Origin of the sequence: Vibrio coralliilyticus, from assembly GCF_024449095.1 — a bacterium.
In the GTDB taxonomy this organism is placed as follows: Bacteria; Pseudomonadota; Gammaproteobacteria; order Enterobacterales; family Vibrionaceae; genus Vibrio; species Vibrio coralliilyticus_A.
Genome location: NZ_CP024628.1, coordinates 1,302,383 through 1,327,989, shown reverse-complemented (window position 1 = coordinate 1,327,989; position 25,607 = coordinate 1,302,383). Strand labels below are relative to the sequence as shown.

Sequence of the window (25,607 nt, the reverse complement as noted above, 5' to 3'; positions counted from 1 at the left end):
ACATAACTACATCAGGACATCTACATGAAAAAGAACATCATTGCCCTTGCTCTTAGTGGCGCAATTGCGCTAACCGTTGCTCCTTACTCTTTGGCTGCTAATGATACGACGGTTCAAGCGTCAGCAGACTACGCACAGCTTGTCACTAAACGTCAGGTGGTGGATCAATTGTTGGCTGACGCAGTGACGGCGTTTAAATCTCCCGCGCGTATCTCTCATGCCGGTTTTACAGCAAAAATGCCAAGCAATATGGAGATCGTCACTAATCGACTTTTAGAAGCTTACGACCTCGAACCTTACCGCACTGACTTACTGATTTCGGCGGCCAATGCGCAGATCTACAACAAGAATGTCGATCGCGCAATTGAGCTGTTTGAGCAAGCTTTGATGGTCGCTCCTGATGATATTGATTTGCACGCGTATCTGGCGGTTTGGCAACGCTTTAAAGGTAATGATGCTGAATCAAGCAAGCATATGGAAAAACTTCATAAGTTGAATGCAGGCAAGGCCACTGATATCACTCGTATCTTTGAAACCGTAGATCGTGTTTTGGCGACGCCGCTAAAAGACAGTGCAGAAAAAGGTAAGCTGAATGACAAAGGCGCGATTGTGACCTTAGGTTATGCTTTAAACCCTGATGGCTCAATGCACCTGATTTTGGTTGAACGTCTTGAGACGACGTTAGCCATGGCGAAGGCCAACCCTGATGCTTTGATTGTGTTAACGGGTGGTGTACCTAAAAACCATAAGACGGAAGGCAAATTGATGGCCGATTGGTTAATTGCCAAGGGGATAAGCCCAGATCGTATCATCGAAGAAAACTACGCGACCAGTACCGTTGGTAATGCTTTGTTTAGTAGTTACGCACTGGCTCGTCATAACATTAAACACGCCACTATTATCAGTTCTGCTAGCCATGTTCGACGCGGGCAGACTTTGTTTGAAGTCGCCAGTTGGCAAACTGGCCCACAAGGCATCACGTTTGACACTGTAGGCTATCCAGACAAGCTGTTGAAGGAACTCACAAAGGCAAGTGATAATGAGCTGCTCGGTATTTATCGAGATGCTCTACGGACCTACGGCATGTGGAGTTACCGCTCTTACCCACTAGAGTCGAGATAAAGCATCAGTCAAAGAAAAAGGCCATGTCAGTGGCCTTTTTCTTAGTCGTTACCTTTTGGTGAACCAAGCAGAAATAATAGTGCTAAATCTCTGAAAAACGCTTACGAAGATCATATTTATCTATTTTTTTAATTTGATTAAATCAGAGCATTTCATCTCTAAGTTACTTATATTGATTGTTATGTTATAACGTACTCATTTCCCTTTTGGAGTTGGAACCTATTGTTATGCAGAAATTGAATCAAGTGCTTGTCGTGGCAGGTACCCATGGTAATGAATTAACCGGTTTGTACCTTCAGAAGTTGATCAAAGATGGGAACTATTCGGTTGAGCGTTCAACGTTTGAAGTGAAAAGTGTTGTCGCTAACCCAGAAGCGGTGAAAAAGAACGTGCGGTTCATTGATGTTGATCTCAACCGTCAGTTTTCCGCTACTGCACCTGTTAAGGAGTCACAAGAAGCAAACCTAGCAGCTTTCTTCCGTGATCAACATGCGCAAGTCGAAAATCAGCTAATTGTTGATTTACACAACACGACCAGCAATATGGGCGCGACATTGATTTTGTTGTCACACGTTCCTTTTTATCGGCAGATGGGAGCCTATGTGAAGCATCGTATGCCAGAGGCTAACGTATTGTTTGAAGACCGAAAACCATGGGCTGAGCAACCTTATTTATGCTCAGTCGGTCAATACGGTATTATGTTGGAAGTAGGAGCTCAGGCACATAGCTCTCTGACATATGAAACATTAGAGCTTATGAAGCAATTGCTCACTGCTATATTAGACTTTGTTGAACTGCATAATTTGGGTAAAGCGACCATGGGTGCAAGTTACGATGCCTATCGATATACAGAGGAAGTTTCATTCCCTCTGGATGGTGATGGGATGCGTCTTGCAACGGTTCATCCGACAGTTTGTGGGAAAGACTTTGAAGTTGTTAAGCCGGGGGAGCCACTGCTCGCTACTTTCTTTGGCTATGACGTGCATTGGCAGGGAGAGAAGGAAGTGTACCCGCACTTTATTAATGAAAGTGCCTATTGCACCAGCAATATTGCCATGGCACTAGCAGAGAAAATACGTATCACTCTATGACGATAGAAGCGGAGGGAAATGTGGCAACAATCCCTCCGAGATGATTAAGTGAGCAAGCAGGCCAGCAATTTCGCTTCTAGATTGTCGTCTAATTGCTGGGAAATGAATTCTACACGGCTTTCAAACCCATCATCCAATACCGCTTCGCTGAGCCCGTCTGAGGTCATATTGTAGCCGAGTACTCCTAAGTCAGTGATAAAGACGGCTTTCATACGCTCGACCTTGAGGTCAAGCAGCATTAGTGTCAGCTTCTTCCGGCAGAAAACTTTATCAGGTGAGAAGCGCCACCCAATACTTCGGAACCCTTCCCCTTGATTAACGGCTTTGATTATCCCACTTTCTGGCATAGGCAGATCTGCCGCTAAAACCTTGGGCTTACCGTGATCGTGGTGGTGATGAGCTTTTTCATTGGCCCGTGTTGGGCCTTCAAACTCGTGATAGGGTATGGCTCCGAACTTTGAAAAAATCACTCTTTTTTCTGAGCCCGATAGGGATTGTATATACGACTCAAGTTGTTGTTTCTCGTCGCCATGATATAAGTCGACCTTGTTACCTACTATAGTGTCAGAAATGGCGATTTGTTGGTTGAATGTATCGTGGTGTGTGTACTGTTTATCCGATAGTTGACGAGCGTCGACGAGAGTTAATGTTTTCTGTAAAGACAACACCTCACGATAGTGTGCTGATGACAGTACTTGTAATACCTCTTTGGGGTGCCCTAACCCTGTTGGTTCGATGAGAAGTCTATCTGGCTTGGCTTCGGTTAGCAGCTGGTTGAGCGCGATTTGCATAGGAAGGCCGGCCGCGCAGCACATACACCCACCTGGGACTTCACGAATGAATACTTGATCGGGTTGTTTGTGCTGACCTTTAAATAGACTGCCATCAACGCCAATTTCGCCAAATTCATTAACCAGAATTGCCCAGCGCTGATGGTCTGGCTTTTGTTTCATTAGTTGGAGAATTGCGGATGTTTTCCCCGCACCTAGAAAGCCAGTAATGATGTTGGTCGGTACCGCTGAAATTGGATGTTTAGAGCTCATTGATTATTCTCCTATATCCCTTAACCAAGGTGTGATTTGCAGAAACCACAGACTCTGAGAAAGCAGAATATTCAGGAGGCACTTTGGAAATGCTCGCTAACTGAAAATCTGCCCCAATATTGGTCATTGGCGGCACATGAAACCCTTCAGGTAAGTCCTGTCCATCAACAACGCAGTTATGGCGAATGACACACCCTTTGCCGATAGCGGCATTAAAAATCACGGAGTTAAAACCGATGAAGACATCATCGCGGATGTCACAGGGGCCATGAATAATTGAGCGATGGGCGATCGAAGAGCGTTCACCAATGGTTACTGAAGCGCCTGATTTTGAATGGATAACAACACCATCTTGAATATTGGTATCACGTTTAATGATAATAGGTTCCATATCGCCTTGGTCATTGACTTCATCAGCTCGAATGACGGCATAGGGCCCAATAAATACATTATCTTCGATAATCACTTTGCCACAGATGATGGCGGTTGGGTCAATGAATGCCGTTTCGGAGACGACAGGCATGTGCCCGCTCGGGTTTCTTCTTAACATGTAAGTATCTCAATGGTTTGATGTTACGTTAACGGTTGAATAGCAGTGCATGCGCGCCTGAAAATTGGCTGATGACGTGTTCGCCATCGAATACTTGTTGGCCGTTAACCCAAGTGCGTTGGACCTTTGAAGAGAAAGTATGGCCCGCAAAAGGACTCCATCCACAGTGATATAAACTATTGCTGTGGGTTACGTTTGTGGGGAAATTGATATCGACCAACACGAGATCAGCGTAGTAACCTTCACGTATAAAACCACGATCTTGAATGGCGTATCTGATGGCCGGGTTGTGCGATACCTTCTCTACCACTTGAGTTAGGCTTAGGCGGCCTTTACTGACGTGATCGAGTAAGCTCAGTAGAGCATGCTGTACCAGTGGCATCCCTGCAGGCGCTTGCTCATAAGGTACTTGCTTTTCTTCTAAAGTATGTGGCGCATGATCTGTGGCGATAATGTCGATGTGGCCTGTATGAAGAGCTCGGATCAATGCATCACGATCGCTAGGATATTTAATCGCAGGATTACATTTGATCAAATTACCTCGCTCCGCGTAATCTTGATGGCTAAACCACAAATGATGGACACACGCTTCTGCAGTAATGAGTTTTCCCTGAATTGGGCCTGGATCGAACAGTGAGAGTTCTTTCTCAGTGGTGATATGGAGAACATGCAGCTGAGAGCCATGTTTTTTAGCGAGTGACACTGCGTAAGATGAAGACGCATAGCACGCTTTATCATCTCGAATGTTTGGGTGATCCTTGATTGTGATCGGTTTGTTGGTTTGCTTTAAATCAGCAAGGTTTTGGGCAATGATTGGGCTGCTCTCACAGTGCGTGACAATTAATACTGGTGATTGTGCAAAGATGCGATCCAGAGCTTGTGGGTGTTCGACCAATAAATCTCCTGTCGAAGCACCCATAAAGACCTTGACACCACAATGCTTCGAAGGGTCAAGACGTTGTATTTCAGCTAAGTTATTCTCTGTCGCACCAAGATAAAATGCATAGTTGGCAGCGGAGTGCTGTGAGGCAATGGCGTATTTTTTCTCAAGAGCTTCAAGCGTGGTTGTAGAAGGGTTCACATTAGGCATCTCCATGTAACTGGTGATCCCGCCGGCTACAGCAGCTCTTGACTCTGAAGCGATAGAGCCTTTGTGAGTTAATCCTGGCTCACGAAAATGTACCTGATCATCAATCATGCCCGGTAATAGGTAGTGACCATTTGCGTCGATAACCTGATCATTAAAGTTTGCTGAAATGTTCACTTCAATCTTATCAATTCTCTGACCAACAATACGTACATCCATTTGCTTCACTATGCCTTCACTGACGATGTGGGCATTCTTAATTAGTATTGAGGCCATCACTTTTAGCAATCTCCTTTTCGATTATTGAATGTGGGAGTTATGAGGAGGTTTGACAGCATTCGTCGCACAGGCAATTAATTTCAACCTGAGGTGTGAGAAGCTTAAATCCAACTTGTTCAGCGTCTGATTCAAGGGTTGTGACCATGGAAGGATCTAAAGTCTGCTCTTGCGTTTTGTTGCATCGACGACAAATTAAAAACTGTGGGACACCGTGGGCGTGTTCGTGATGAATGTGAGCGCATGCGACGTATTTGCTAGAAACGTTAAGCCGGTGGACTAAGTGCTCTTCTTCTAAAAAATCCAAAATGCGATAAGCAGACATGGCTTGAATGGTTTCACCAAAATGTGCTTTTGCGTAATCCATTAACTCGTAAACAGATAGAGCTTTGTTAGCATGAAGAAGAGTAGCGAGCACTTGCTTCCTTTTTGATGTGAGTCGTTTACCTTTCGCTAGACAGTGCCTTTCTGCCTGCTTAACCATTGATTCGATTGTTTCCATAACCTTCACCCAAACTGCGTATTTTCTGGTGTTCCATTATTGTATTTTTAATATGTTATAACATAACATTTTTGGTCGCAATAAGCCCTTTCCCCATAATTGTCGAGCAAGAAAATGAACGTCTTCGAGCTTGGAGTGCTGTCTACCTCTTGCCTTTCTCTAAACACGCCAAATTATAAAAAATGTCATTGACCTCAAGTTAAGTTGAGCTTTTATAGTGCGTGAGAATTGAACATACAATAGAGAGAGCTAGAAATGTCAGATAAAACAATCACTTTTCATAATCCATCACATCTATTCAATCCTACGCCATATGGTTTTTGTCACACAGTAACGGCTCCATCTAATGGACAACTTGTCTATATCTCAGGTCAAAGTGGGGGAGAAGGCGTTGAGCACCGTTTAAGTGAAGACTTTCGCCAACAAGTACAGAGTGTTTTAACCAACTTGGATATTGCCCTGACTGCCCAGGCACTGAGTTTCGGCGATGTTTTAAAGATTACAGTGTTAATCGTTGATCATAATGAAAGCAAACTGAACATCTGGAGCGATGAGATGCTTAAGCGTTGGCCATGTGATCACTTACCAGCCAGTACGTTAATCCCAGTTCCAAGGCTGGCGCTTGATGGGATGAAAATAGAGGTGGATGCCGTTGCTTTTAAAGCGACGTAATTGATATTGCAATAAAACTTACTTGATTGAGAACGTAAATACACCAGTGAAAATGATGCACTTTAGGTTATCCAAATGATGTTTAAAAACTACTTAACGCTGCTTGCCATTGGACTCATTTGGGGCTTGCAGTTTATTTTTCAGAAACTCTCTTTAACAGGGTTTGACCCAGTTTGGATAGGTACATTTCGCGCCATCCTTGGAGCACTCTCGTTGATCCTAATTTGTAAGCTCATAGGAATTACAAGTACTAGCAAGCAGTGGGGGCTTTTCGCTTTGATTGGCTAATTGAGCCGTGGTACACGGACAAGCCCTTTTGTTACAATAGTGTGCAGACTGGATGAGCCGAACTCGCTATGACAATTAATGGCTTACCTTACCGCGTAAAGATTTGGTTTGTGACTTTATTCCCTTGGCTTTCAATCGCCTTTCTTTGGAGGCTCGGGTCGGTTTGGTAGGACGGCGCTTTTTTTGTACAACGTTAGCGGAGCGAATCAGCTCAGCGAGACGATTCAGTGCATCTTCTTTATTCTGCTCCTGAGTGCGATATTGCTGGGCTTTGATAGTAATAACCCCTTCTTTTGAGATTCGAGAATCCTGTAAAGCCAGTAAACGTTCTTTGTATATTGAAGGGAGTGTTGAATGCTTAATATCAAACTGCAAGTGTATTGCAGAGGAGACTTTGTTCACGTTCTGTCCACCAGCCCCTTGAGCACGGATTGCCGTTAGTTGAATTTCCCATGCCTGAAGTGTCACTGTGTTCGAAATTTTGAGCATGAATGGGGTGGGTTGCGGAGTGATAGGTCAAGTGTAAAGCGAAGAGAGGCTAAATACTATAAATCAAAGTGCTTAAACTTGATATCAATGCAGTAACTGGATCAGGTATTGGACGATCTAATCAGTGAGTAAGCCTATGTAGAGCTCGCTGGCTAAAAAACGAGATAAGATAATGGGAAGGCTCTGGTCAGTTTGAAAATAGCGAATCGTGGATTTCTTAGATTCGTCACAACTTCTTTCTTTTGTCACAAATAGTCACATTCGTTTCTATCACGGTGAGTTATAGTTCTTCTAACGTTCACTTGCTCACCTATCCTATGTTAACAGCCAACACGTATACGATAACTCTAGTTGAAGATGATGTGGAATTAGCTGATTTAATTAGAGATTTTTTGCAGAACTATGAGTTTGAGGTCAATGTTATCACCGATGGAATCCGCGCTGTAGATGCCATTTTGGAAGGGCAGCCGGATCTGGTCATTCTTGACATTATGCTGCCGGGCCAAAGTGGCATGGATGTCTGCAGAGCCATCAGAGCGGGTTATCAAGGTATGATCTTGATGCAAACAGCGCTGGATGACGATATTGATCAAGTGATGGGGCTTGAACTTGGCGCCGACGATTATGTGGTAAAGCAGGTTAAACCGCGTTTGTTACTGTCACGTATTCGTGCATTGTTACGTCGTCAGCAGCGTCAATCTGCAAGTAAACTCAATGATGAGTTGACGTTTGGGCACTTAATGATCAATTTAAAACATAGAGCAGTAACCATCGATAACCAGTTGATTAAGCTAACCACTTCCGAGTTTGACTTGCTCCATCTATTGGCTAAGAACGCAGGTCAAGTGGTGTCTCGCGATGAGATTGCACAATCGATTCGTGGCTTTGAATATGATGGCTTGGACAGAACGATCGATAGGCGTATTTCTCGTTTAAGGCGGACATTAAAGGATGATCCACAAGAGCCGGAGTTAATCAAAACAGTCCGAGGCATAGGTTACCAGTTGTGTGTATCTACAGAGGATGTGGCATAGTGATTCGAGCATTTTCTATTCTATGGTTGGCGGTGTTTGTTCCAATTGTCTTGCTGATTATTCCCACCTCTATTAATCCCATTCAACGTTTGAATGAGTCATTTTCAGAGCAGTTTTACAAACAAGTTTATGCCGTTAACTTTGATATTTTGAGTGGAAAGCTGCTCGCGCAACCACAAATACAATGGCAGGGTATTATCCAGTCCTATGCCGAGCATTTTGCTTATCCTCTAAAGTTGGAATCGCTTGATAAATACCAAGATGATGCAGAAGTCTTCCATTCTATTAAGAGTGGCGAGATTACCTTTCTGTTTGGGGACCCAATGGCACTGCTTAAACGCGTGGGCCAAAGCAATTACCTTATCTACTTTGCGTTAAATGAATCGACTCAATTGGCAGCATTGAATCAAGCTGCGGGTTCATTGTTCCTTGCTTCTGAACAGCTTCGGGCCTTGCCAAGAGAGGAGTGGCCTCAGGACTTAGCTGAGAAGAATACAATCATTCCGTTTCAGATTAGTTTAAAAAACGACGAGGACTTGTCTGACAATGCTTTATCAGCCATTGAAGAAAAGCCAGGAGAAATAGTCAGTTATATTAATCAACAAGGACAAATTGAGCTACTGGCCCCTGTTGCTGATGGAGTCTGGCTTCATGTCCATGATGATATGTCTCAAAGCACACAGTTAAAACTCACCTCTGCGATTGGTGGATTATTCTTCGTTATTATTTCTCTGGCCTTGGTTCTGTGGGTGCTTCCTCTTTGGCGAGATCTCAAGCGCTTGGTGCATACTTCGAACGAGTTTGGACAAGGGTTACTCTCCAAACGGGCAAAGGCTTCTCGCTTATCGGTGGTTTCGCAATTAAGCCATTCATTTAATACTATGGCGGACAACATTGAACGATTGATCGCCGGTCAGCGAGAGCTGACCAATGCGATAGCCCATGATTTACGTACCCCATTGTATAGGTTGCGCTTTGCTTTGGAGATGATAGAGGATGAGGCTTTACCTCGGGCACAAAGAGATAAATATCACACGACCATACAGTCGAGCATTGAAGATCTAGACCATTTGATCAATCAAAATTTATTGCTTTCAAGATACAATCGCATTGCAGATATAGCTCAATTTACCCAATGTTGTCTGGCAGATGAATTGGCGAAGGAGGTTGAATTTTTTCGTCTAGAGCATGTTGATCTGGAGGTCAAATTTTATTGTTCACCGCACTTACGCTCGCACTATGCCTTTATCGACAAAGCAGGGTTAATGCGTGCGGTGAAAAACCTTCTTGCGAATGCAAGTCGGTTTGCCAATAGAACAATATCGATATCTTTCGCTTATGAGAATGATGGGTATTCCCTCAATATTGAAGACGATGGTCCTGGTATTGATGAGCAAGATAAAGAAAAAATCTTTGAGCCTTTTATTCAGCTTGATAACCAAGAACGAAGCAGTGAGAAAGGGCATGGACTTGGTTTGGCCATCGTTCGTCAAGTAATGAAGTGGCATCAGGGTCAGGTGAATGTGACCTCATCACCATTGGGAGGGGCTCAGTTTATCCTGACATGGCCAACTATTAAAGGGTCAGCGCAACCAGTAGAAGATCAGGCTATAAACACAACGCCATGAATGCTAGCAGCAAAAGTATTACTGTGTTGCAGTTCCGCGCACTCATAGAGAGTGGCCATACCTAATCATATTTTGATGCACATGGCCATTTATTGCGCCTGTGAACTCCATTTATTTCTGCTTGTTGGTGGTGTCACGGTATATTCGACCGGAGTTTAAAACCGGTACATAGCCTGAAACGGTACGGTCTTCCATGATATTGACCGCAGATTCTGAGAGCGCTAATTCATGGTATCTGCCCCAAACATTGCCAAGTAAATGCACTTCTTTCAGCGATTCAATCGGCGCAGCCATTTCCGGTGGCTTCATGAAAGCCTTGCACACCGACTCACTGACTATGAGTTTATCGCCAACCCTAAGCTGAGTTGGGTCTGCATCATATTTAGGATTAAGCTGTAGCAAGGCTTTGGATGACAGCCCATATTGAGCGGCGATATCGGGCCATAATTCACGCTTACCTGTTTCAGGAACTCGCTGCACAATATGAGTCTGACTTGGCACGGTGTCATCTTGCTTTACTTTACTGGCTGGCTTTCGCTTAATGAGAGGTTTTCCTCGTTCAGCCACAATACCGGGTAAATCCAGAGTCATGGCATGTTGATTCAGCCAAGCATGATCTAGGCTTGCTAATGTTTCTGCGGAGAGTTTTTCTGAACGATATAGAAGGTGCTGGGGTGAGACTTCACGCCTTTCTATTTTATAGGGTAGTAATATGGCCGGGTAATGGTGCTCTGAGACTAATTCATCGGTTAGCAACTCATGAGTTGAGCGAGTGAGTTGCAGTGTCCATCGACCGTTTCCGACCACTTTGTATTCTTTTATAAGACGATTCTCAACAAAATGATAAAAATAGCCTTCTGTCGCCCAAGCTAACCGTGTTTCATTGGGCTGGATGGCTAATTTGACCGGGACAAACTCTGCATTGACATACTCTGAGGTGCATGTCGTTGAGGTAACCGTGTATGAAGTTGAGTGGCCTGCCTGTTGAAAAGCATCATGGTAAAGGGTTTTTTCTTCTTTTTCGAAACAGAGAGCTGTCAACAGTGTATTACCGTCATCAGACGACATTGCTGACCACTGCCTCACCGGCTTGTCCGCTTGGGTTCTACCAAGTGTCCATACTCCCACAGTTAATGCGTTCAGATCCTCTTTCTCACAATGTATTTTTATTCGACATTGATACTCAGGCGTCGGTTCAGGTGTATCGGGCGCAGAGTGGTAGAAAGAGGAGGATGTTTTAGGACGTTGAAAAGCGCCTTCTATGGGTTTATAGCCCGCATGAGTCACTCTTGTACGTGGTTTAAAATCCAATGCAGCCATAGGTGATCGTGTTTATTCATATGGTGAAGGGTGCGTATGGTAAACGAAAAAAGCCGCTTTAGCGATGAGTGGTTATGGGTGTATTAGTTAGGTTGGTGAAATTGTGACCATTGCGGACACAAACTGTCCATAACTGGGTGGAGATTGATTTGATTGGTGAATGTTACTTTTGATTGGCTTGATGAACAGTCACTCAAAAAGGAATTCGCATGTACGTCAGAACAAGGCCTTTATTGGTATGTCAATCACTACTTTTCATCATTTTTTCTCCGAGTACGTCTGCGCAAGTGGATCCATCAGTATTAGGTTTTAGCGGGGTCATTAGTGTTAATGCTGGTTATATACGCAGCCAATCCCAGCACAATACCCACGATGATAATGCTGTGACACAAGACTTATCCAACAGTGGGGAAAAAGTAAATCAAGTCTCGCCGATGTTATTAGGTCGCCTGCAGTACAATTTTGGTCAGACGATCATTTTCTTTGGCAATAGCGAAGATCAGGTAACAGAAGCCAACTTCCAAGCAGAGCTTGGTTTGTCACAAAAAGTAGGCAGAAACATGGCGATTACGACCGCTCTGTTTGGTAGCCTGCCTGGGCAAGATGAAGTGTGGCGAGACCCTTATTTAACGGGGGTTTCAAGAAGTGTCACCGACCATACGGTATCTGGCCTCAGGTTTGCGATGGATTTACATGGTCCATTGTCCGCTTCTTTAAAATATGCGTACGCGCAAAGTGAAGTCGAGACAGAAGAGATCGGTTTTTCTCAGTCACTGAGTGATGCGCAACGTTCGCTTCTCATGCGTGACAGTGATTACCATCGATTTGGAGTGGAGAGTGCTCTACCCATCAGTCGTTCGTTTACTCTTGTGCCAGCCATTTACTATAGCCTCAGAGATGCGGAAGGTCGTGCCCACTCTTTCGAGAAAATTGATGGCCAAATTGCTCTGGCGTTTCACCGCTCAAATCATACTTTGACCTCGACGTTCCGTCTTGGCTCCGCAGAGTATGACGCAGATAATCCCGTTTTCAATCGCAAACAAGATCAGCAAAGCTTCGGCTTTTTCTCGGTTTATAGCTATCAACGTTTACTTGGCTTACCTAATACCAATCTCAACCTGATGGCGGGATATCAACAAACAGACTCCGAGATCGACTTCTACAGCAGCGAAAACCTTTTTCTATCCACGGGTGTCAGCTTCCAATTTTAATGACGCGAGGAATAAGCATGTCTAATCTAGTTAAGTTTCTATTATTGTGCGCTTTGGTTATCTTGTCCGGGTGTGATAGTGATGCCAGCGATGCAGAAAAATATACCAAACCTACAGTTGATGCAGGCAGTGATAAGGTTTACAACCTACCCCAAAATACGATTTCACTCAGTGGCTCTGCAAAAACCTACCCGAAAAACGTCTACAGCATTAAAGAAACACAGTGGACACAAACATCAGGGCCAGTGCAGTTAGCTATTTTGAATTCTGATAGTTTAACTGCGACCTTAATTAACCCAACACAAACAGGCACTTACACCTTTGAGCTGTATGTAAAAGATAGTGGGGGAAGGACGAATACAGATAGTGTGAAAGTAGTGTTGACACAAAGTGCTCAAGTCGCAACGGTCCGAAGCAGCCTCGGTTACAGTGATGACTACGAGTTGATGTGGAAAACATTCGCTCAAGACACAAGCCGATATTCAGCGGTTGAAGATCAGTGGCAGCAACTCTATCAACCTTACCTAGTGGAAGCTGACCGTGTTAACTCTGATGAGGAATGGCAGGGGCTGGTGACTCATATGATCAGCGAGTTAGATACAGAACTTTTTGAGTTGCAAATTAATGATGAAACGACCAGTCAGCTGAATTCGACAACCGGCACAGTGTTTTGGGTAAAGCGCAATGGCGTAGGACGGATCGGATTTGAAACGATAGCTGCGTTGTCTAGCCACGAGTTGTTATCTTTGCTTTCTGCTGCTCTGCGCGATTTATCCGACTGTACGGATATTTACTTGGACTTTAGTGCCAGCGGTGACTTTGATGAGCAACTGTTCCTCACCTTAATTTCCACACTCGCTGCTCATGACGTCAGGATTTGTCCTACTGACGCTGACAGTGAGTGTGTAGAAGTAAACGCTAACCCTGATGCTGTTGATGCTCGATTTGTGGCCGAAGGAGCCAATAGCCATAAATACGCTCAACAAGTGGTCAGTTTCCTTGATTCTCAGGAACAAGGTGACGCGCGGTTTGTCTATCAACCCAGCTTATCTTTGACCTCAAAACTCATTTTGAAATGATGTGAAAAAAGTCTACCTTTAACTGATTGGGCAATACACAAGGAGAACAGGTTATGCAAACAAATCCGGTTGGTTGGTTTGAAATTTATGTTGATGATATGGAGCGAGCAAAGGCGTTTTATCAAACGGTTTTTGAGGTGTCTCTAGAGCAGATGAATGATGAAGCCAAGATGGGGGTGGAAATGTGGCTATTCCCAGCATCGATGGAGCAGTACGGTGCTACAGGCGCTTTAGCCAAGATGGAGGGCGTTTCCGCAGGAGGTAACAGTACCATGGTGTATTTTTCATGTCAGGACTGCAGTGTTGAAGAGGCGAGAGTGGCGGAGGCTGGGGGAAAGGTTGAACATTCGAAATTTTCTATTGGCCCGCATGGCTTTATCGCTATCGTATCCGATACGGAAGGGAATATGATCGGCCTACACTCTATGGCATGATCGCCGAATGCTTCCCTCACTGAACGATTCACCGAGGGAAGCATTGACATTATTCCCAAGAATAGCTCGTCTTTTTGTTTGGTTTACGCTTTTTCTCAACTTCTGTCACACAGAGGAAGTCTTCACGAAAGTCAGGATTGTCTTTTATTGCTAATGGCACGAATAGGCGGATCTTTGTGCCTGCGACTATTACGGTTTTGTTGCCCATTACGGCGATATCACCGCGATGTAATCTGATGCCTTTCATGGTTTGCACGGATGCACGAGAGGAAGAGAATACGACGGGGTAGCCAAACAGAGTCAGGTCTTGGTTGGTCAGAGTAACGGTTTCTTTGAATGTCACTTCGAAGTATTGCTCTTCAGAGCGAATGATGTTTTCCAGCTCACGTACTTTGTCTTCAACAGACGCGGAAAACACCCATTGACCGAGAATGCTTTCCCACTTTCCGCCTAATCTCAGGCATTTCTTGTAAAGAAACTGATTTTTACGACCACTGCTGAGTGTACAAATGTCGATATTATTTTGCTCTTCAAGGGGCAGCGTGAGTTTAAAGATGGCTTCGTTGGAGTAGTATTTGTATTTGTTCGAGACTTCTTCAACGTGCAACTCGACTTCACCGAGCGGCAAGTCGCGACTGTAATCGTCGATGATGATTTTACAATGGGAACGCCCTGTAGAAGCGAGAAAGAAATCTCGCTCTTTTTTTAGAATATTAAAGGTTCTCATCGTCGCCGTTTGTTTCTCGCAGAATTTGTTCCATTAAGGCTTGCTGTTCACGATCGATTTGTTCTCGCTTAGCTGGTTTTGTTGGCTCGGTGACGTCTTCCCATACGCTATGGTCTGTGTCTGGTTGAGGGGTAGCTTTCACAGCACCACGTAGCTTATCAATACGAGAAAGCATACTGCCGATTTTTCCACTAGGCCGTATTCCTTGAGCCATACGACGCTCAATCTCACGATCAGTGTCAGTCGGTTCTACTTTAAGGACACTCTGTTCTACGTCTTTTTCTCGTTGATCAAGTGTCTGATCGAGGTTGTTTTGTACTTCTTGATAAGCGTTGATGTACAGCACTTTAAATTCCTCGGCGAGATTTTTCTCAGACAGTGATTTTAGGTAGCTGTTTTTACGGTTGAAGATATACTTTTCAACGCGAGTTTGCGGATCCTTCTTAATTAAGATGCGATGGCGGGCTTCAAGAATTTCATTGTTGAGTGGTAAATCTTTTAACATCGAGAGCAAAGCGAGTGCGGGTGGCCACTCTTTACCTGCTACCAGACGTTCACGCAGATGGTGAACGATGCGCTCAACATCATCCATTGAAAGTTCTGATGCGAAAGCGGCAAATTCATCATCTGGTTCTGACCCATACATGTGGGTGAATTGGGTTGAGAAGTTCTCCTGCATTTTGCCGAAGAAGGCCATGATGTGCTTACGTTGTTCTACGGAATAAGGGCGCAGTACATCCTTCAACTCCTGATTAAACTCGCTATTGATTATTGCGTTTGAAATCGCCGCAGGAGTCGCAGGCTTTTGAGTCTGTTGCACCGTAGGGGGAGTCTGTTTGGTCACTGATTGAGTTTTCTGAACAGGCTTGTCCTGACTTTTTTGCTTCCAAGAAGAGGCGATCTCGTTGATATCTTTCATCTTTTACCTAATCGTCAAAATCAAAGTTGAAGTTTGCCATCTTTTTCTTGAAGGCTTGGTTGGGGGACATTTTCGTCGCTGCTGGCTTTTTATTACTGAAACCTTTGCCTTGCCCATAACTTTTTTCTGTATGCAGGTGTGCGTGAAGACGACTGTTCAGATCGTCTTGGTTCATCAACGGCTGACCAATGGCTTGAACTTTCTCTACGAAACTTGCCCAAACGTTGGTTTGATTGGCGAACCCACTGCGGAACATAATGACCTCCGCCCAAGACTCAATGACATTCGGTGACAGCTCTTCAACGTTAATCGCTTTACCCTTTGCACCAGAGGGATTGAGTGGTTTGACTTGAGTCTTGTGGAATTGCGGCACCTTGGCAATCGGTTCTGAAGTAGCATACACCGGAATAGAATGCTGGTTGCCCACATTCACTTTGCACTTAATATTGCCTTGCTTACGGGTGTATGTCTTGCTCAAGGAAATAATGGCTTGCTCAACCGCCAGTTTACCAAGGACATGATCAATCGTGGATTCAGAACCATTGGTCATTTCTTGTAGCTCTGCCATGGTGGTAATCACCGCGCCACTTCGATCGGACAATTCTGCCAGAGCGAGTAAGACGAGTTTTTCTTCCATAGTGACACAAGGATGAGACCAGGCTCGTTCAATAAACTTTGAAGACATGTTCTGAATCCAGCAATAACAGACTAATAAGGAAATTATACGATTTGATAGAGCGAACACCAACCATTGATCTTGGTGTTCGCCCTGATTTCATTATATCAATGACAGATTGGCGGCAGTTTGTTCGCCCATCTCGAACAGTTTGTCGAAAATACGCTCGCCGTCGGCTCTCAATCCGTTGTGCTCGTATTCATTGGTAATCCATGCTTTGGCATTAGGCATCATTGACAATGTTTCGCGGCTGATATCCATATCAACAAACATATCATCGGCGTAAACCGCGCAGGTCACAGGGACTTTATTTTGTGAAAGTTGAGTTTCACAGTACAGCGGTGACCAGTCCTGCTTTTCGGCCAACAACTCAGCGGCTTGTTTGAGTGGTTTTAGCGTTACATATTGGTCGAACATCCATGGGAATACCATTTCCCCAGTAAAGTAAAAGTCTTGCCCTTGCTGATAATTGAACGCTACGTTTTCCTGACGGATGCGATGTGCACTCCATTGTGAGGCGAATCCCTGACAGTAGATGGACTCATGCAAAATGGCATAAATTGGATTGGTCTGGAAATTTTGCTCCATGAGCATACTATTGAGGAATTCATAGCGTAGTTGAGGTTTCCCTTCTACGGTGATCAATGCATTTTCAAGTAAATAATACGTAGGCAAGAATGTATCACTAACGCCAAAGTTAATCCCAATCTGTTGGAACTGCTCAACGGTTAAACGCTGGCCATTGGGCAGGTACACTTCGTTGTGCAGAATATGATTGGCAATTTGCTGACATAATTGCTGTGCTTTAGGAAACTGACTGAAAAAGGCTTGGTTCTTTTCCATCGTGCGCTTAAACGTCGCACGATAGACATCGTCTGGGTGACGGGAAACAGAGGGTACGCCACCAGTGATGTAGCTTCTCGACAAGCTCTCAGGGAACAGAGACAGATAAGTCAGAGAGCAGAAACCACCAAAGCTCTGACCTAGGATAGCCCATTTATCGACACCGAACTGTTCACGGATGAATTCCGCATCTCGCACTATGTTGTCGGCGCGGAAATGACTCAGGTACTCTGCCTGTTGTTGCGGCTGTAAATGGGCCAATGTTTGGTGATTTACAACCGAGCTGTTACCAGTGCCACGTTGGTCAAGCAACAACACGCGATAGTTTTGCAACGCGCGCTTTATCCACCCGTTATTGCCGTTTTGGCGTGGTGATGGAAACCCAGGCCCTCCCTGAAAATAAACTAGCCATGGTTTAGACGAATTCTTGTCTGCAACGAGAGACACTTCACGAGCAAAGATATCGAGATGTCCTTTCTCCGGGGCAGAGTAATCTAATGGCACAGTGAATGAGTGGGGGATGTAATGCAGTCCTGCGTCGATAAATGCTTGAGCGTTCATTATTATTTCCTTTTGTGAAGTAGGCTACTTTACTCCGGTTGAAGCGGATAACCAATCCTATCAGGTCAAATCGGAGTGACAAAGGGGGTAAGCTTCAACTGGATGAGATGATATCGCTGTTCAAATATTTTGAATAACTAGCTCGAATCCTTAAGCTCAAGTTTCGATCAGAGGAAGATAGACTGTACTTATCACTCTTGAGGAGAAAAACAATGAGCCAGCTTCGAGAAATCCGTCAAATCATTTCAGCCCACGCCACATCTGATGGTGACGGAGTCAAAATTAGCCGTGTTGCGGGATTTAATAACGCCAACTTTTCACCATTTTTGATGATGGATGAGCTTAAGTCTGATCAACGTTCCGATTACATTGGTGGCTTTCCTCCTCACCCTCATCGAGGCATTGAAACCTTGACTTACATGTTGAAAGGGCATTTCCAACATAAAGATCATATGGGCAATGTCGGCGAATTACGTTCTGGTGGCGCTCAATGGATGGCGGCTGGACGAGGTGTGATTCATAGTGAAATGCCTATCATGCAGGATGGCGATTTGCATGGATTCCAAATTTGGATAAACCAGCCTGCGCGCGACAAGATGAAACCTGCTCAGTACCATGATTTCCAACCTGAAACTGTCACAGAATATCATAATGATAGTCATGGCTTACTACGGGTATTGGCAGGAGAGGTGTCGATCGATGGCCATTTAGAACAAGGACCGTTAAACAAAACCGGAGTGCTGTTATCAATTTCAGATTGGCGTTCTGAAACTCACCACAAGATTAAGTTAATCACGCCGCAGAAATTTAACATGATGCTTTATGTTTATCAGGGTGCAATTAGTGTGAAAGAACGCAAAGTGCAGCAAGGCGAAATGGCGCTTTTATCTGCGGGTGAGGCGGCTGAACTGGCGGCAATGGAAACCAGCGGCGTGCTGATTTTCCAAGGTGAACCGATCGATGAACCTGTGGTGCACTATGGACCGTTCGTGATGAACAGCATGCAAGAAATTGAACAGGCGATCAGCGACTACAACAACGGCGAGTTTGAAAAATATTGATATTAAACCGTGTGAATAGATAGTTGCACTATTTCGTCTAAACTTTACGTATTAGCTCCTGACTTTGGGGGCTATAAAACGCAAAAAGCGAATAATCCACTGCCATTCACTTTTTGTTTTGCCACGTGTCTAAGATACGTGGCTTTTTTCTTTATTTACTTCTTTTGATTTTTTAGAAAACCCCTTTGACCTACTTAAAGGTTAATCATTGTTAACTATTAATGATTACTCCATTTTGTCTCTATGCTCAGAAGATCAACTTTGAACAGAGTTAAAGTATGTCTACCCCCTCCTCGTTTACGATATTACGCCGAGCGTCTCTTTTCCTTATAACCACTTTGAGCCTGATAATGTGGCCATCTGCTAGGGCGGCGTGCACTACGGGCAGTCGGGTTGGAGATGCGAATTGGCAGTTTGATATCAGCCAGTATGACCAACGATTTCCGCTGAGCCTAGAATGGGCAAAGGCTGGAGTCAGAGGGGGGATTCCGTGTTTTGATCCTGAACGAGTGGTTGCGAAGATAACGTCTAAGGATGATATTCAAACTGCAATTGATAAAGTGGCTCGTGCTGGCGGAGGAATAGTAATACTGGAAGAGGGTGTTTATCGGCTGGCTAAAACGGTGGAGATGCGCTCAAACATAGTATTGCGTGGCAGCAGCAAAACAGAGACACATATTCTGGTAACCATGCGTAATACTTGGCAAGGCTATGGTACAGATAGATTTGCTTTCCAATTCTCGGATGTCTCTGGGGCGGGTTTGGAGAACATGACGATTCAGCTTGCGGTTGACGGATTTGAGCCTCTAGATAGAAACAATTTCGATGAGCCTCATGTTGAATCTGCGTGGCCATTTATCAATGACGTCAAGGTGGCTCGCTCTGGAGACAAAAACAAACCTATATCAGACCCAAACCTCTATGTCGGCTTGGTTAAGTTTTCTGAAAAGAGTCATGATTCTTGGGTACAAGATACCCGCATGTTGGAAGCAGGGACGAATCCCATCTTTGCAGCTAGCGATACCTCACACATGACATTTCGCGGTAATGATATCTACCGCTGCTACAACAAGGGAATCAATGGTCACTGTTATTACGATATACGCGGCCAGTACATTTTAGTGACGAACGAGAGGGTGCGAAAAATTCGCCATGTTACTCTGCATCAGCAAGCTAAATACAATGTGGTTTATGACAATCACCTTGAAGTGGACGTGAACTTTCACAATGGCGATGGTGGGAAAAATTTAGTTGAACACAACCTGATTCAGCTGCCGTGGAGCCATCATTGGCCTTTGATTGCGACTGGGGAGTTGGGCAAGCATCAAGCTCCGGGAGCTGACAATCTGATTTACCGTAACAACGTAGCACATCTAAGAGAAGGAAAGAACAATATTCCCAATTCCGAAAAAGTTTATACGTTAGCGGGCTTTGATGAGGTTATCGTGTTACCGAGTCACTTACAGCAACCCAAAGCTGGCACTTTATATCCGATGAAGCACTTTGACTGACATCATACGGCCTGCCAGCAACAGCTGGCAGGCTGGGGTGCGTTACAATACTGCTGATTTGACCATGCCAGCTTCCGCGTGTCCTGGGATGTTGCAGGCAAACTCAACGTTGTTGTCACCATGGAAATGCCACAGTAACTGTTTGGCTTTGCCCGGAGCAACCGTCACTGTACTGCCAGAATCATGAGCGTGGTTGCCCATTTTCTTCATCATCTCACGGTGCTTGAGTTGCTCTTGTGCTGAGCCTATTGAAAACTCATGGTCGATTTTCCCTTTGTTCATAACCACAAATTGGACTACGTCATTCGGTTCTATATCCACCTCTTTTTTGAATGTAATGCTCATATCATCGTCTAGGATCACGTGGACCACTTTGTCCGGTTTAGCACCTTTGGCAGGCATACCGACATCGGACATCTCGTCCATGTTCATTTGTGAGTGGTCCATCCCCTTCATATCGCCCATCATTTTCGAATGGTCCATACCTTCCATATTCATTTTGGAATGATCCATGGATGAGTGATCCATTTGAGCGAGAATTTGAGTGCTAGCCAGAGTCAGTGCAAGTGCCAGAATTGTTTTTTTCATCATTGTTTCCTTAAGTAGTAGGGTGCCCCGAAGCACTGAGCTACGGGGACATGGTTCTATGGTTATGAGTGACGTGAGATTTCTCTTTGTTTCCACAATTTGAAAATGGCCGGTAGTACCAGAAGCGTGAGTAGCAGCGCCGATGCCATTCCACCAATCATAGGGGCGGCGATTCGTTGCATGACTTCAGAGCCCGTACCTTCGCCGTACATGATTGGCACAAGACCTATGATGACGGTCAGAACTGTCATCATCACAGGTCGAACTCTGAGACCTGCGCCGTCTCGTATCGCCATCGACAGATCATCGGAAGTAATGGCGTGATTCTGCTCTTGGGCATCCAGCTTTTTGTAGTGCCAGGCTTGGTTGAGATACACCAGCATGATGACGCCAATTTCGACGGCGACACCCGCGAGAGCAATAAAGCCGACCCCAACGGCAATCGAGAAGTTATAGCCGAGGTAATGCATCAGCCATAAGCCACCCACCATGGCGAGAGGGAGAGTCATCATTATGATCAGCACTTCGCCAATGCGACGGAAGCTGAAGTAAAGCAGCAGCATAATGATCGCCAGCGTAATCGGTACCACGACACTCAAGCGCTCTTTCGCGCGTTCCATATATTCGTACTGCCCCGACCAAGCCAGAGAATAGCCAGCGGGCAGATTGAGCTGATCAGCCACGACTTGTTGCGCTTCTGCAACGTACGAACCGAGATCTCGTCCATCGATATCAACGAATACCCAGCCATTAGGGCGAGCGTTTTCTGTTTTGATCATCGGTGGGCCGTCTTCGTAACGAATATCAGCAACATCAGCCAGTGCGATACGAGCGCCATTTGGAGTAACCAGAGGTAGGTTCTGTAGTTTCACCACTGAATCACGGTAGTCCTGCGGGTATCGAACATTAATCGGATAGCGTTCCAGCCCTTCTATGGTTTCCCCAACGTTCATGCCTCCCACCGCAGTGGAAATCACGCGTTGCACATCTTTTATATTGAGGCCGTAGCGAGCGGCAGAGCGACGCTTAATATTGATAGTGACGTATCGTCCTCCAGCGACACGCTCAGCATAAACAGACGCCGTACCATTGACCTGATTGAGAATAGGCTCCAGTTCTGCCCCGATTTGTTCAATGACGTTAAGGTCAGGGCCTGCAATTTTGATCCCAATAGGCGTTTTAATGCCAGTTGCCAGCATGTCGATGCGGGTCTTGATTGGCATGACCCACGCATTGGTTAGCCCGGGGAACTGCACGAGATCGTCAAACTCTTTGCGCAGCGATTCGGTGGTTACGCCTTCACGCCATTGTTCGCGAGGTTTCAGCTGTATGACGGTTTCAATCATGGTCAGTGGTGCTGGGTCGGTTGCGGTTTCGGCTCGTCCGATTTTCCCCCATACCGTCTCAACCTCAGGGACGCTCTTAATCAACTTATTGGTTTGCTGTAACAGCTCGCGTGCTTTACCAATTGAGATGCCCGGATAGGTGGTCGGCATGTACATCAAATCACCCTCATCGAGTGGAGGAATGAATTCGCTGCCAAGCTTACTGGTTGGATAGTAAGCCGATGCCATAAGTCCCATCGCAATGACGATCATGGTTTTAGGGTAGTTCAGGCTCAGGTTGAGCAAGGGTTTGTAAAGCGAGACTAACCCTTTGTTGACTGGGTTTTTGTGTTCTGGGAGCACTTTGCCACGAATGAAATAGCCCATCAGAACAGGCACTAGCGTAATCGCTAAGCCAGCAGACGCTGCCATGGCGTAGGTTTTGGTAAATGCCAGTGGTGAGAACATTTTCCCTTCCTGACCTTCCAAAGCAAACACAGGAACAAAGCTCAACGTGATGATTAGCAGAGAAAAGAACAGCGGTGCGCCGACTTCCTCTGCAGCCTTGCCAATGACTTGCCAGCGATTCTTATCGGTGAGTGGAGTGCGTTCAATGTGCTTGTGAACGTTTTCTATCATCACGATTGCGCCATCGACCATGGCTCCAATGGCGATGGCAATACCGCCCAATGACATGATGTTGGCGTTAATCCCTTGCCAGTGCATGATCACAAACGCAGTCAGAATACCCACCGGTAAGCTCAAAGCGATTACCAGAGATGAGCGGATATGGAACAGGAACAAAGCACAGACAATCGCAACCACGATGAACTCTTCAGCCAGTTTCTTCCATAAGTTTTCTACCGCAGAGTCGATCAACGTAGAGCGGTCATACGTTGGTACGATTTCGACGCCCTCAGGCAAGCTGCGTTGCAGCTCGGTCAGTTTGGCTTTGGTTTTGGCGATCACTTCACTGGCATTTTCTCCGAAGCGCATCACGATCACGCCACCAACGGCTTCCCCTTCACCGTTGAGCTCAGAAATACCACGACGCATTTGTGGGCCAAGGTTAATATCCGCGACATCACCCAACAGAAGCGGGGTGCCTTTTTCGGTTACCTTAAGTGGCAGTGAGCGGATATCTTCGATGCTAGTCAGGTAACCTGTGGTGCGCACCATGTGTTCGGCTTCAGCGACCTCAATCACGGAGGCACCTGTCTCCTGATTGCCGTTTTGAATTGCGTTGTTTACCTGCTGTAATGTCAGGTTGTAAGCACGCAGTTTGGCGGGGTCAATCTGGACCTGATACTGCTTGACCATGCCACCTACAGTGGCAACTTCCGATACTCCATCAACGGTTTGCAGTTCGTATTTGAGGAACCAATCCTGCAAGCTACGTAACTGGGCTAAATCATGTTGTCCGGTTTTATCCTGAAGAACATAGCTGTAAACCCAGCCAACCCCAGTGGCATCAGGCCCCAGCGTTGGTTTGGCATTGGATGGCAGGTTTGGTGCGACTTGGCTGAGATACTCCAGCACGCGCGAGCGGGCCCAGTACATATCAGTGTCATCATTAAAGATGATGTAGACATAGGAATCCCCAAAGAAAGAGTATCCCCTGACGGTTTCTGCACCGGGTACAGCCAACATGGCAGTGGTTAATGGGTAAGTGACCTGATCCTCGACCACCTGAGGTGCTTGACCCGGATAGCTGGTTTTGATGATAACCTGAACATCCGATAAGTCAGGAATCGCGTCCACAGGTGTGTTTTTTACACTGTAAAGGCCAGCAAAAACAATAGCTAAAGTGGCAATCAATACTAGAAGTCTATTACTGATTGACCAACGGATAATTGCATTGATCATCGTTAGCCCTCATCCGTTGCCAATTGCTTGAGCAGGTAATCTGCACCTTGTCGTTCAACTAGAAATCGAACGCGCTGGCCTTCCTCAAAACCCGATAGGTCCACTTCATCGCCAACGGAGAAGTTCATCTCACCGGCCTGCCAGTTCCACTCCGCGACAGGGAGATGGTTTAAGGTGATCATGCCAAAGTCGGCCATCAGCATAGAAATATCGCCTTGCAACCAAAGCTCACCAGCAACGACAGAGTCATCCACTTTGTAGTCGACAATTTCGTACTGTCCAGACTCGGTTTTTTGCATTTCAAACTCTATGCTTTGACCTGTTGTGAATGCACTCGCATCGACGTCTTTAGCGAGAGTAAAATTCATGACCATGCCCGGCCAATCCCATTCAGGTACTGGCTGGTGGTTGATCGTCAACATGCCATGATCAGCCATGACGTCGGTGATCTCTCCCTTCGCCCAAACGGTCTCCTCATCTGGTTCAACACCATTAATGCGCGCAAGGTCGGCAGACTGGCTGGATTCAGAGTCGAGCATAAAGTGTGCGGAAGTCACCACTTGATCGTCTTGGGTTAAGCCCTGCAACACTTCAACCCGATCTCCGGCTTCACGGCCTGTTTCGATGCGAGCAGAGCGGTATTTTCCTTGGCCTTCTGCCAGAACGATGCGAGCCATGCCGCCAGAGCGTATTACCGCAGATTTAGGAATAGTCAGTACTGACTCTTCGCTAACAGGTTGAAGAGCAATGTTGGCGAACATATTGGGCTTGAGCTCGCCATCTGGGTTAGGGAATTTAAGTCTGACGCGCAGAGTACGAGTATTAGGATCAAGAATCGGGTAGACGTAGTCGACCTTACCCTGCCATTCGTTGCCCGGAATCGCATCTAATGTCATCGAGGCTTCACTGCCAGCTTTAATCCATTGCGCCTGACGCTCGAACACTTCTGCGTCTACCCAAACATTGTTCAGTGGGCCAGCGCTGATCACTGCTTGCGCGGGTGACAAATAACCCCCTTCGCGAATGCTCAAACTTGCAATCACACCGTTAGCTGGTGCCTTTATTTCAATGTTTTGTGACGCTTTACCGCGTTTTAGAATCGCTTTAATCTGTGCGCGGTCTACACCTAGTGTCACGAGTCGTTCAGTGGCACCTTTGACTAAGCCGGTTCGGCCTGTTCGGGAGGCATTAAGTAACTCTTCCTGCGCTTTCACCAACTCAGGTGAATAGAGCGTAAACAGCACATCGCCTTTGTTGACTTTTTCACCGATCGCATTGATGAACAGTTTTTCAACCCAACCCGCGACGCGTACGTTGGTTTGCCACAGCTGGCTTTCATCAAACGCGATGTAACCGACCGTTTCAATACGGGGCGAGAGAGGTTCTAGGGTTACGGGTTCGGACTTGACGCCGAGGTTGTTTTCTACCGAAGGATCAATCGTAATGGTTCCGGGCTCATCTTGTTCTCCCGCCATGTCTTCGGCGTAAACTGGAATTAAGTCCATGCCCATTGGTGACTTACCGGGCTTATCTCGCTTGTAGTTCGGGTCCATCGGAGCAACCCAGTAGAGAGGTTCAGCAGAATCAGACTCCGCTTTGGCGTCCATTCCCATGCTAGATCCGGCTAGGAAATGATTAGCGGAATAGCCCAGTGCGCCTCCTACCAACAGAGCGATAGCAGCGATTTGTAATGTTTTCATGTCA

At 45.7% G+C, this 25,607-nt stretch carries 23 protein-coding genes and 1 pseudogene; 11 read left to right on the top strand and 13 right to left on the bottom strand.

What is annotated here, in order from left to right:
• The first annotated feature begins 24 nt into the window (after positions 1-24).
• The gene (locus CTT30_RS21450) at positions 25-1,122 is read left to right on the top strand and encodes a YdcF family protein (RefSeq protein WP_252036944.1); all 1,098 of its coding nucleotides are present in this window, start codon (positions 25-27) and stop codon (positions 1,120-1,122) included.
• Between the two features lie 227 nt (positions 1,123-1,349).
• On the top strand, positions 1,350-2,213 hold the full coding sequence (locus tag CTT30_RS21445; RefSeq protein WP_252036943.1) for an aspartoacylase: 864 nt from the start codon (positions 1,350-1,352) through the stop codon (positions 2,211-2,213).
• A gap of 44 nt (positions 2,214-2,257) precedes the next feature.
• Here the strand turns inward: CTT30_RS21445 and CTT30_RS21440 are convergent, their stop codons facing one another.
• From CTT30_RS21440 to CTT30_RS21425, 4 genes are read right to left on the bottom strand one after another with little or no spacing between them, the layout of a single operon-like run.
• Positions 2,258-3,256, bottom strand: a complete 999-nt coding sequence (locus CTT30_RS21440) for a CobW family GTP-binding protein (protein WP_252036942.1) — start codon at positions 3,254-3,256, stop codon at positions 2,258-2,260.
• Positions 3,246-3,806 (bottom strand): LbetaH domain-containing protein, encoded by a 561-nt coding sequence (locus CTT30_RS21435; protein WP_252036941.1) that lies wholly within the window; start codon positions 3,804-3,806, stop codon positions 3,246-3,248. Before CTT30_RS21435 ends, CTT30_RS21440 begins: the two co-directional genes overlap by 11 nt.
• A gap of 28 nt (positions 3,807-3,834) precedes the next feature.
• A complete protein-coding gene (locus CTT30_RS21430; protein WP_252036940.1) occupies positions 3,835-5,169 on the bottom strand; it encodes a dihydroorotase in 1,335 nt (444 codons plus the stop codon).
• 40 nt (positions 5,170-5,209) lie between these two features.
• The gene (locus tag CTT30_RS21425; RefSeq protein ID WP_252036939.1) at positions 5,210-5,671 is read right to left on the bottom strand and encodes a Fur family transcriptional regulator; all 462 of its coding nucleotides are present in this window, start codon (positions 5,669-5,671) and stop codon (positions 5,210-5,212) included.
• Between the two features lie 255 nt (positions 5,672-5,926).
• Between CTT30_RS21425 and CTT30_RS21420 the strand changes: the two genes are divergently transcribed.
• Positions 5,927-6,343 (top strand): RidA family protein, encoded by a 417-nt coding sequence (locus tag CTT30_RS21420; RefSeq protein WP_252036938.1) that lies wholly within the window; start codon positions 5,927-5,929, stop codon positions 6,341-6,343.
• Positions 6,344-6,421: 78 nt separating this feature from the next.
• Positions 6,422-6,628 (top strand): annotated as a pseudogene (locus tag CTT30_RS21415) (EamA family transporter); the annotation flags it as partial.
• Positions 6,629-6,706: 78 nt separating this feature from the next.
• Here the strand turns inward: CTT30_RS21415 and arfB are convergent.
• A complete protein-coding gene (gene arfB, locus CTT30_RS21410; RefSeq protein WP_239835547.1) occupies positions 6,707-7,120 on the bottom strand; it encodes an alternative ribosome rescue aminoacyl-tRNA hydrolase ArfB in 414 nt (137 codons plus the stop codon).
• Between the two features lie 317 nt (positions 7,121-7,437).
• On the opposite strand from arfB, the gene CTT30_RS21405 reads away from it, so the two are divergent.
• Together CTT30_RS21405 and CTT30_RS21400 are read left to right on the top strand one after the other, a co-directional pair.
• A complete protein-coding gene (locus CTT30_RS21405; protein WP_239874363.1) occupies positions 7,438-8,154 on the top strand; it encodes a winged helix-turn-helix domain-containing protein in 717 nt (238 codons plus the stop codon).
• Positions 8,154-9,782: an ATP-binding protein gene (locus CTT30_RS21400; RefSeq protein WP_239864637.1), complete on the top strand. Its 1,629-nt coding sequence runs from the start codon at positions 8,154-8,156 to the stop codon at positions 9,780-9,782. Before CTT30_RS21405 ends, CTT30_RS21400 begins: the two co-directional genes overlap by 1 nt.
• 111 nt (positions 9,783-9,893) lie before the next feature.
• On the opposite strand, the gene CTT30_RS21395 is transcribed toward CTT30_RS21400, so the two are convergent.
• Complete coding sequence (locus CTT30_RS21395) at positions 9,894-11,102, bottom strand: LysM peptidoglycan-binding domain-containing protein (RefSeq protein ID WP_252036937.1); 1,209 nt, start codon at positions 11,100-11,102, stop codon at positions 9,894-9,896.
• Positions 11,103-11,311: 209 nt separating this feature from the next.
• On the opposite strand from CTT30_RS21395, the gene CTT30_RS21390 reads away from it, so the two are divergent.
• The 3 genes from CTT30_RS21390 to CTT30_RS21380 are packed head-to-tail and all read left to right on the top strand — an operon-like array spanning position 11,312 to position 13,826.
• Positions 11,312-12,313 carry a DUF2860 family protein gene (locus CTT30_RS21390; protein WP_239874366.1) on the top strand — a complete coding sequence of 334 codons (1,002 nt, stop codon included), beginning with the start codon at positions 11,312-11,314 and terminating at the stop codon, positions 12,311-12,313.
• Between the two features lie 17 nt (positions 12,314-12,330).
• A complete protein-coding gene (locus CTT30_RS21385) occupies positions 12,331-13,392 on the top strand; it encodes a PKD domain-containing protein (RefSeq protein ID WP_252036936.1) in 1,062 nt (353 codons plus the stop codon).
• Positions 13,393-13,445: 53 nt separating this feature from the next.
• Positions 13,446-13,826 carry a VOC family protein gene (locus CTT30_RS21380; RefSeq protein ID WP_239864633.1) on the top strand — a complete coding sequence of 127 codons (381 nt, stop codon included), beginning with the start codon at positions 13,446-13,448 and terminating at the stop codon, positions 13,824-13,826.
• Between the two features lie 49 nt (positions 13,827-13,875).
• On the opposite strand, the gene CTT30_RS21375 is transcribed toward CTT30_RS21380, so the two are convergent.
• The 4 genes from CTT30_RS21375 to CTT30_RS21360 form a co-directional block, all read right to left on the bottom strand.
• Entirely contained in the window at positions 13,876-14,553 is a 678-nt protein-coding gene (locus CTT30_RS21375; RefSeq protein WP_252036935.1) for a hypothetical protein, read from the bottom strand.
• Complete coding sequence (locus CTT30_RS21370; RefSeq protein ID WP_239874369.1) at positions 14,540-15,472, bottom strand: hypothetical protein; 933 nt, start codon at positions 15,470-15,472, stop codon at positions 14,540-14,542. The genes CTT30_RS21375 and CTT30_RS21370 overlap by 14 nt, the downstream gene beginning before the upstream one ends.
• A gap of 7 nt (positions 15,473-15,479) precedes the next feature.
• Positions 15,480-16,157 (bottom strand): hypothetical protein, encoded by a 678-nt coding sequence (locus tag CTT30_RS21365; RefSeq protein WP_252036934.1) that lies wholly within the window; start codon positions 16,155-16,157, stop codon positions 15,480-15,482.
• A 93-nt stretch (positions 16,158-16,250) separates the two neighbouring features.
• Complete coding sequence (locus tag CTT30_RS21360; RefSeq protein WP_252036933.1) at positions 16,251-17,552, bottom strand: alpha/beta fold hydrolase; 1,302 nt, start codon at positions 17,550-17,552, stop codon at positions 16,251-16,253.
• Between the two features lie 212 nt (positions 17,553-17,764).
• Between CTT30_RS21360 and CTT30_RS21355 the strand changes: the two genes are divergently transcribed.
• Positions 17,765-18,613 (top strand): pirin family protein, encoded by an 849-nt coding sequence (locus CTT30_RS21355; RefSeq protein WP_252036932.1) that lies wholly within the window; start codon positions 17,765-17,767, stop codon positions 18,611-18,613.
• A gap of 350 nt (positions 18,614-18,963) precedes the next feature.
• Positions 18,964-20,124 carry a hypothetical protein gene (locus tag CTT30_RS21350; RefSeq protein ID WP_252036931.1) on the top strand — a complete coding sequence of 387 codons (1,161 nt, stop codon included), beginning with the start codon at positions 18,964-18,966 and terminating at the stop codon, positions 20,122-20,124.
• Positions 20,125-20,166: 42 nt separating this feature from the next.
• Here CTT30_RS21350 and copI read toward each other — a convergent pair whose 3' ends face one another.
• The 3 genes from copI to CTT30_RS21335 all read right to left on the bottom strand — a co-directional run bounded on the left by copI (position 20,167) and on the right by CTT30_RS21335 (position 25,603).
• Positions 20,167-20,712, bottom strand: coding sequence for a copper-resistant cuproprotein CopI (copI, locus tag CTT30_RS21345; RefSeq protein ID WP_019275418.1), 546 nt, complete (start codon positions 20,710-20,712; stop codon positions 20,167-20,169).
• Between the two features lie 62 nt (positions 20,713-20,774).
• Positions 20,775-23,903: an efflux RND transporter permease subunit gene (locus CTT30_RS21340; RefSeq protein ID WP_252036930.1), complete on the bottom strand. Its 3,129-nt coding sequence runs from the start codon at positions 23,901-23,903 to the stop codon at positions 20,775-20,777.
• Positions 23,904-23,905: 2 nt separating this feature from the next.
• Entirely contained in the window at positions 23,906-25,603 is a 1,698-nt protein-coding gene (locus tag CTT30_RS21335) for an efflux RND transporter periplasmic adaptor subunit (RefSeq protein ID WP_252036929.1), read from the bottom strand.
• Between the last annotated feature and the right edge of the window lie 4 nt (positions 25,604-25,607).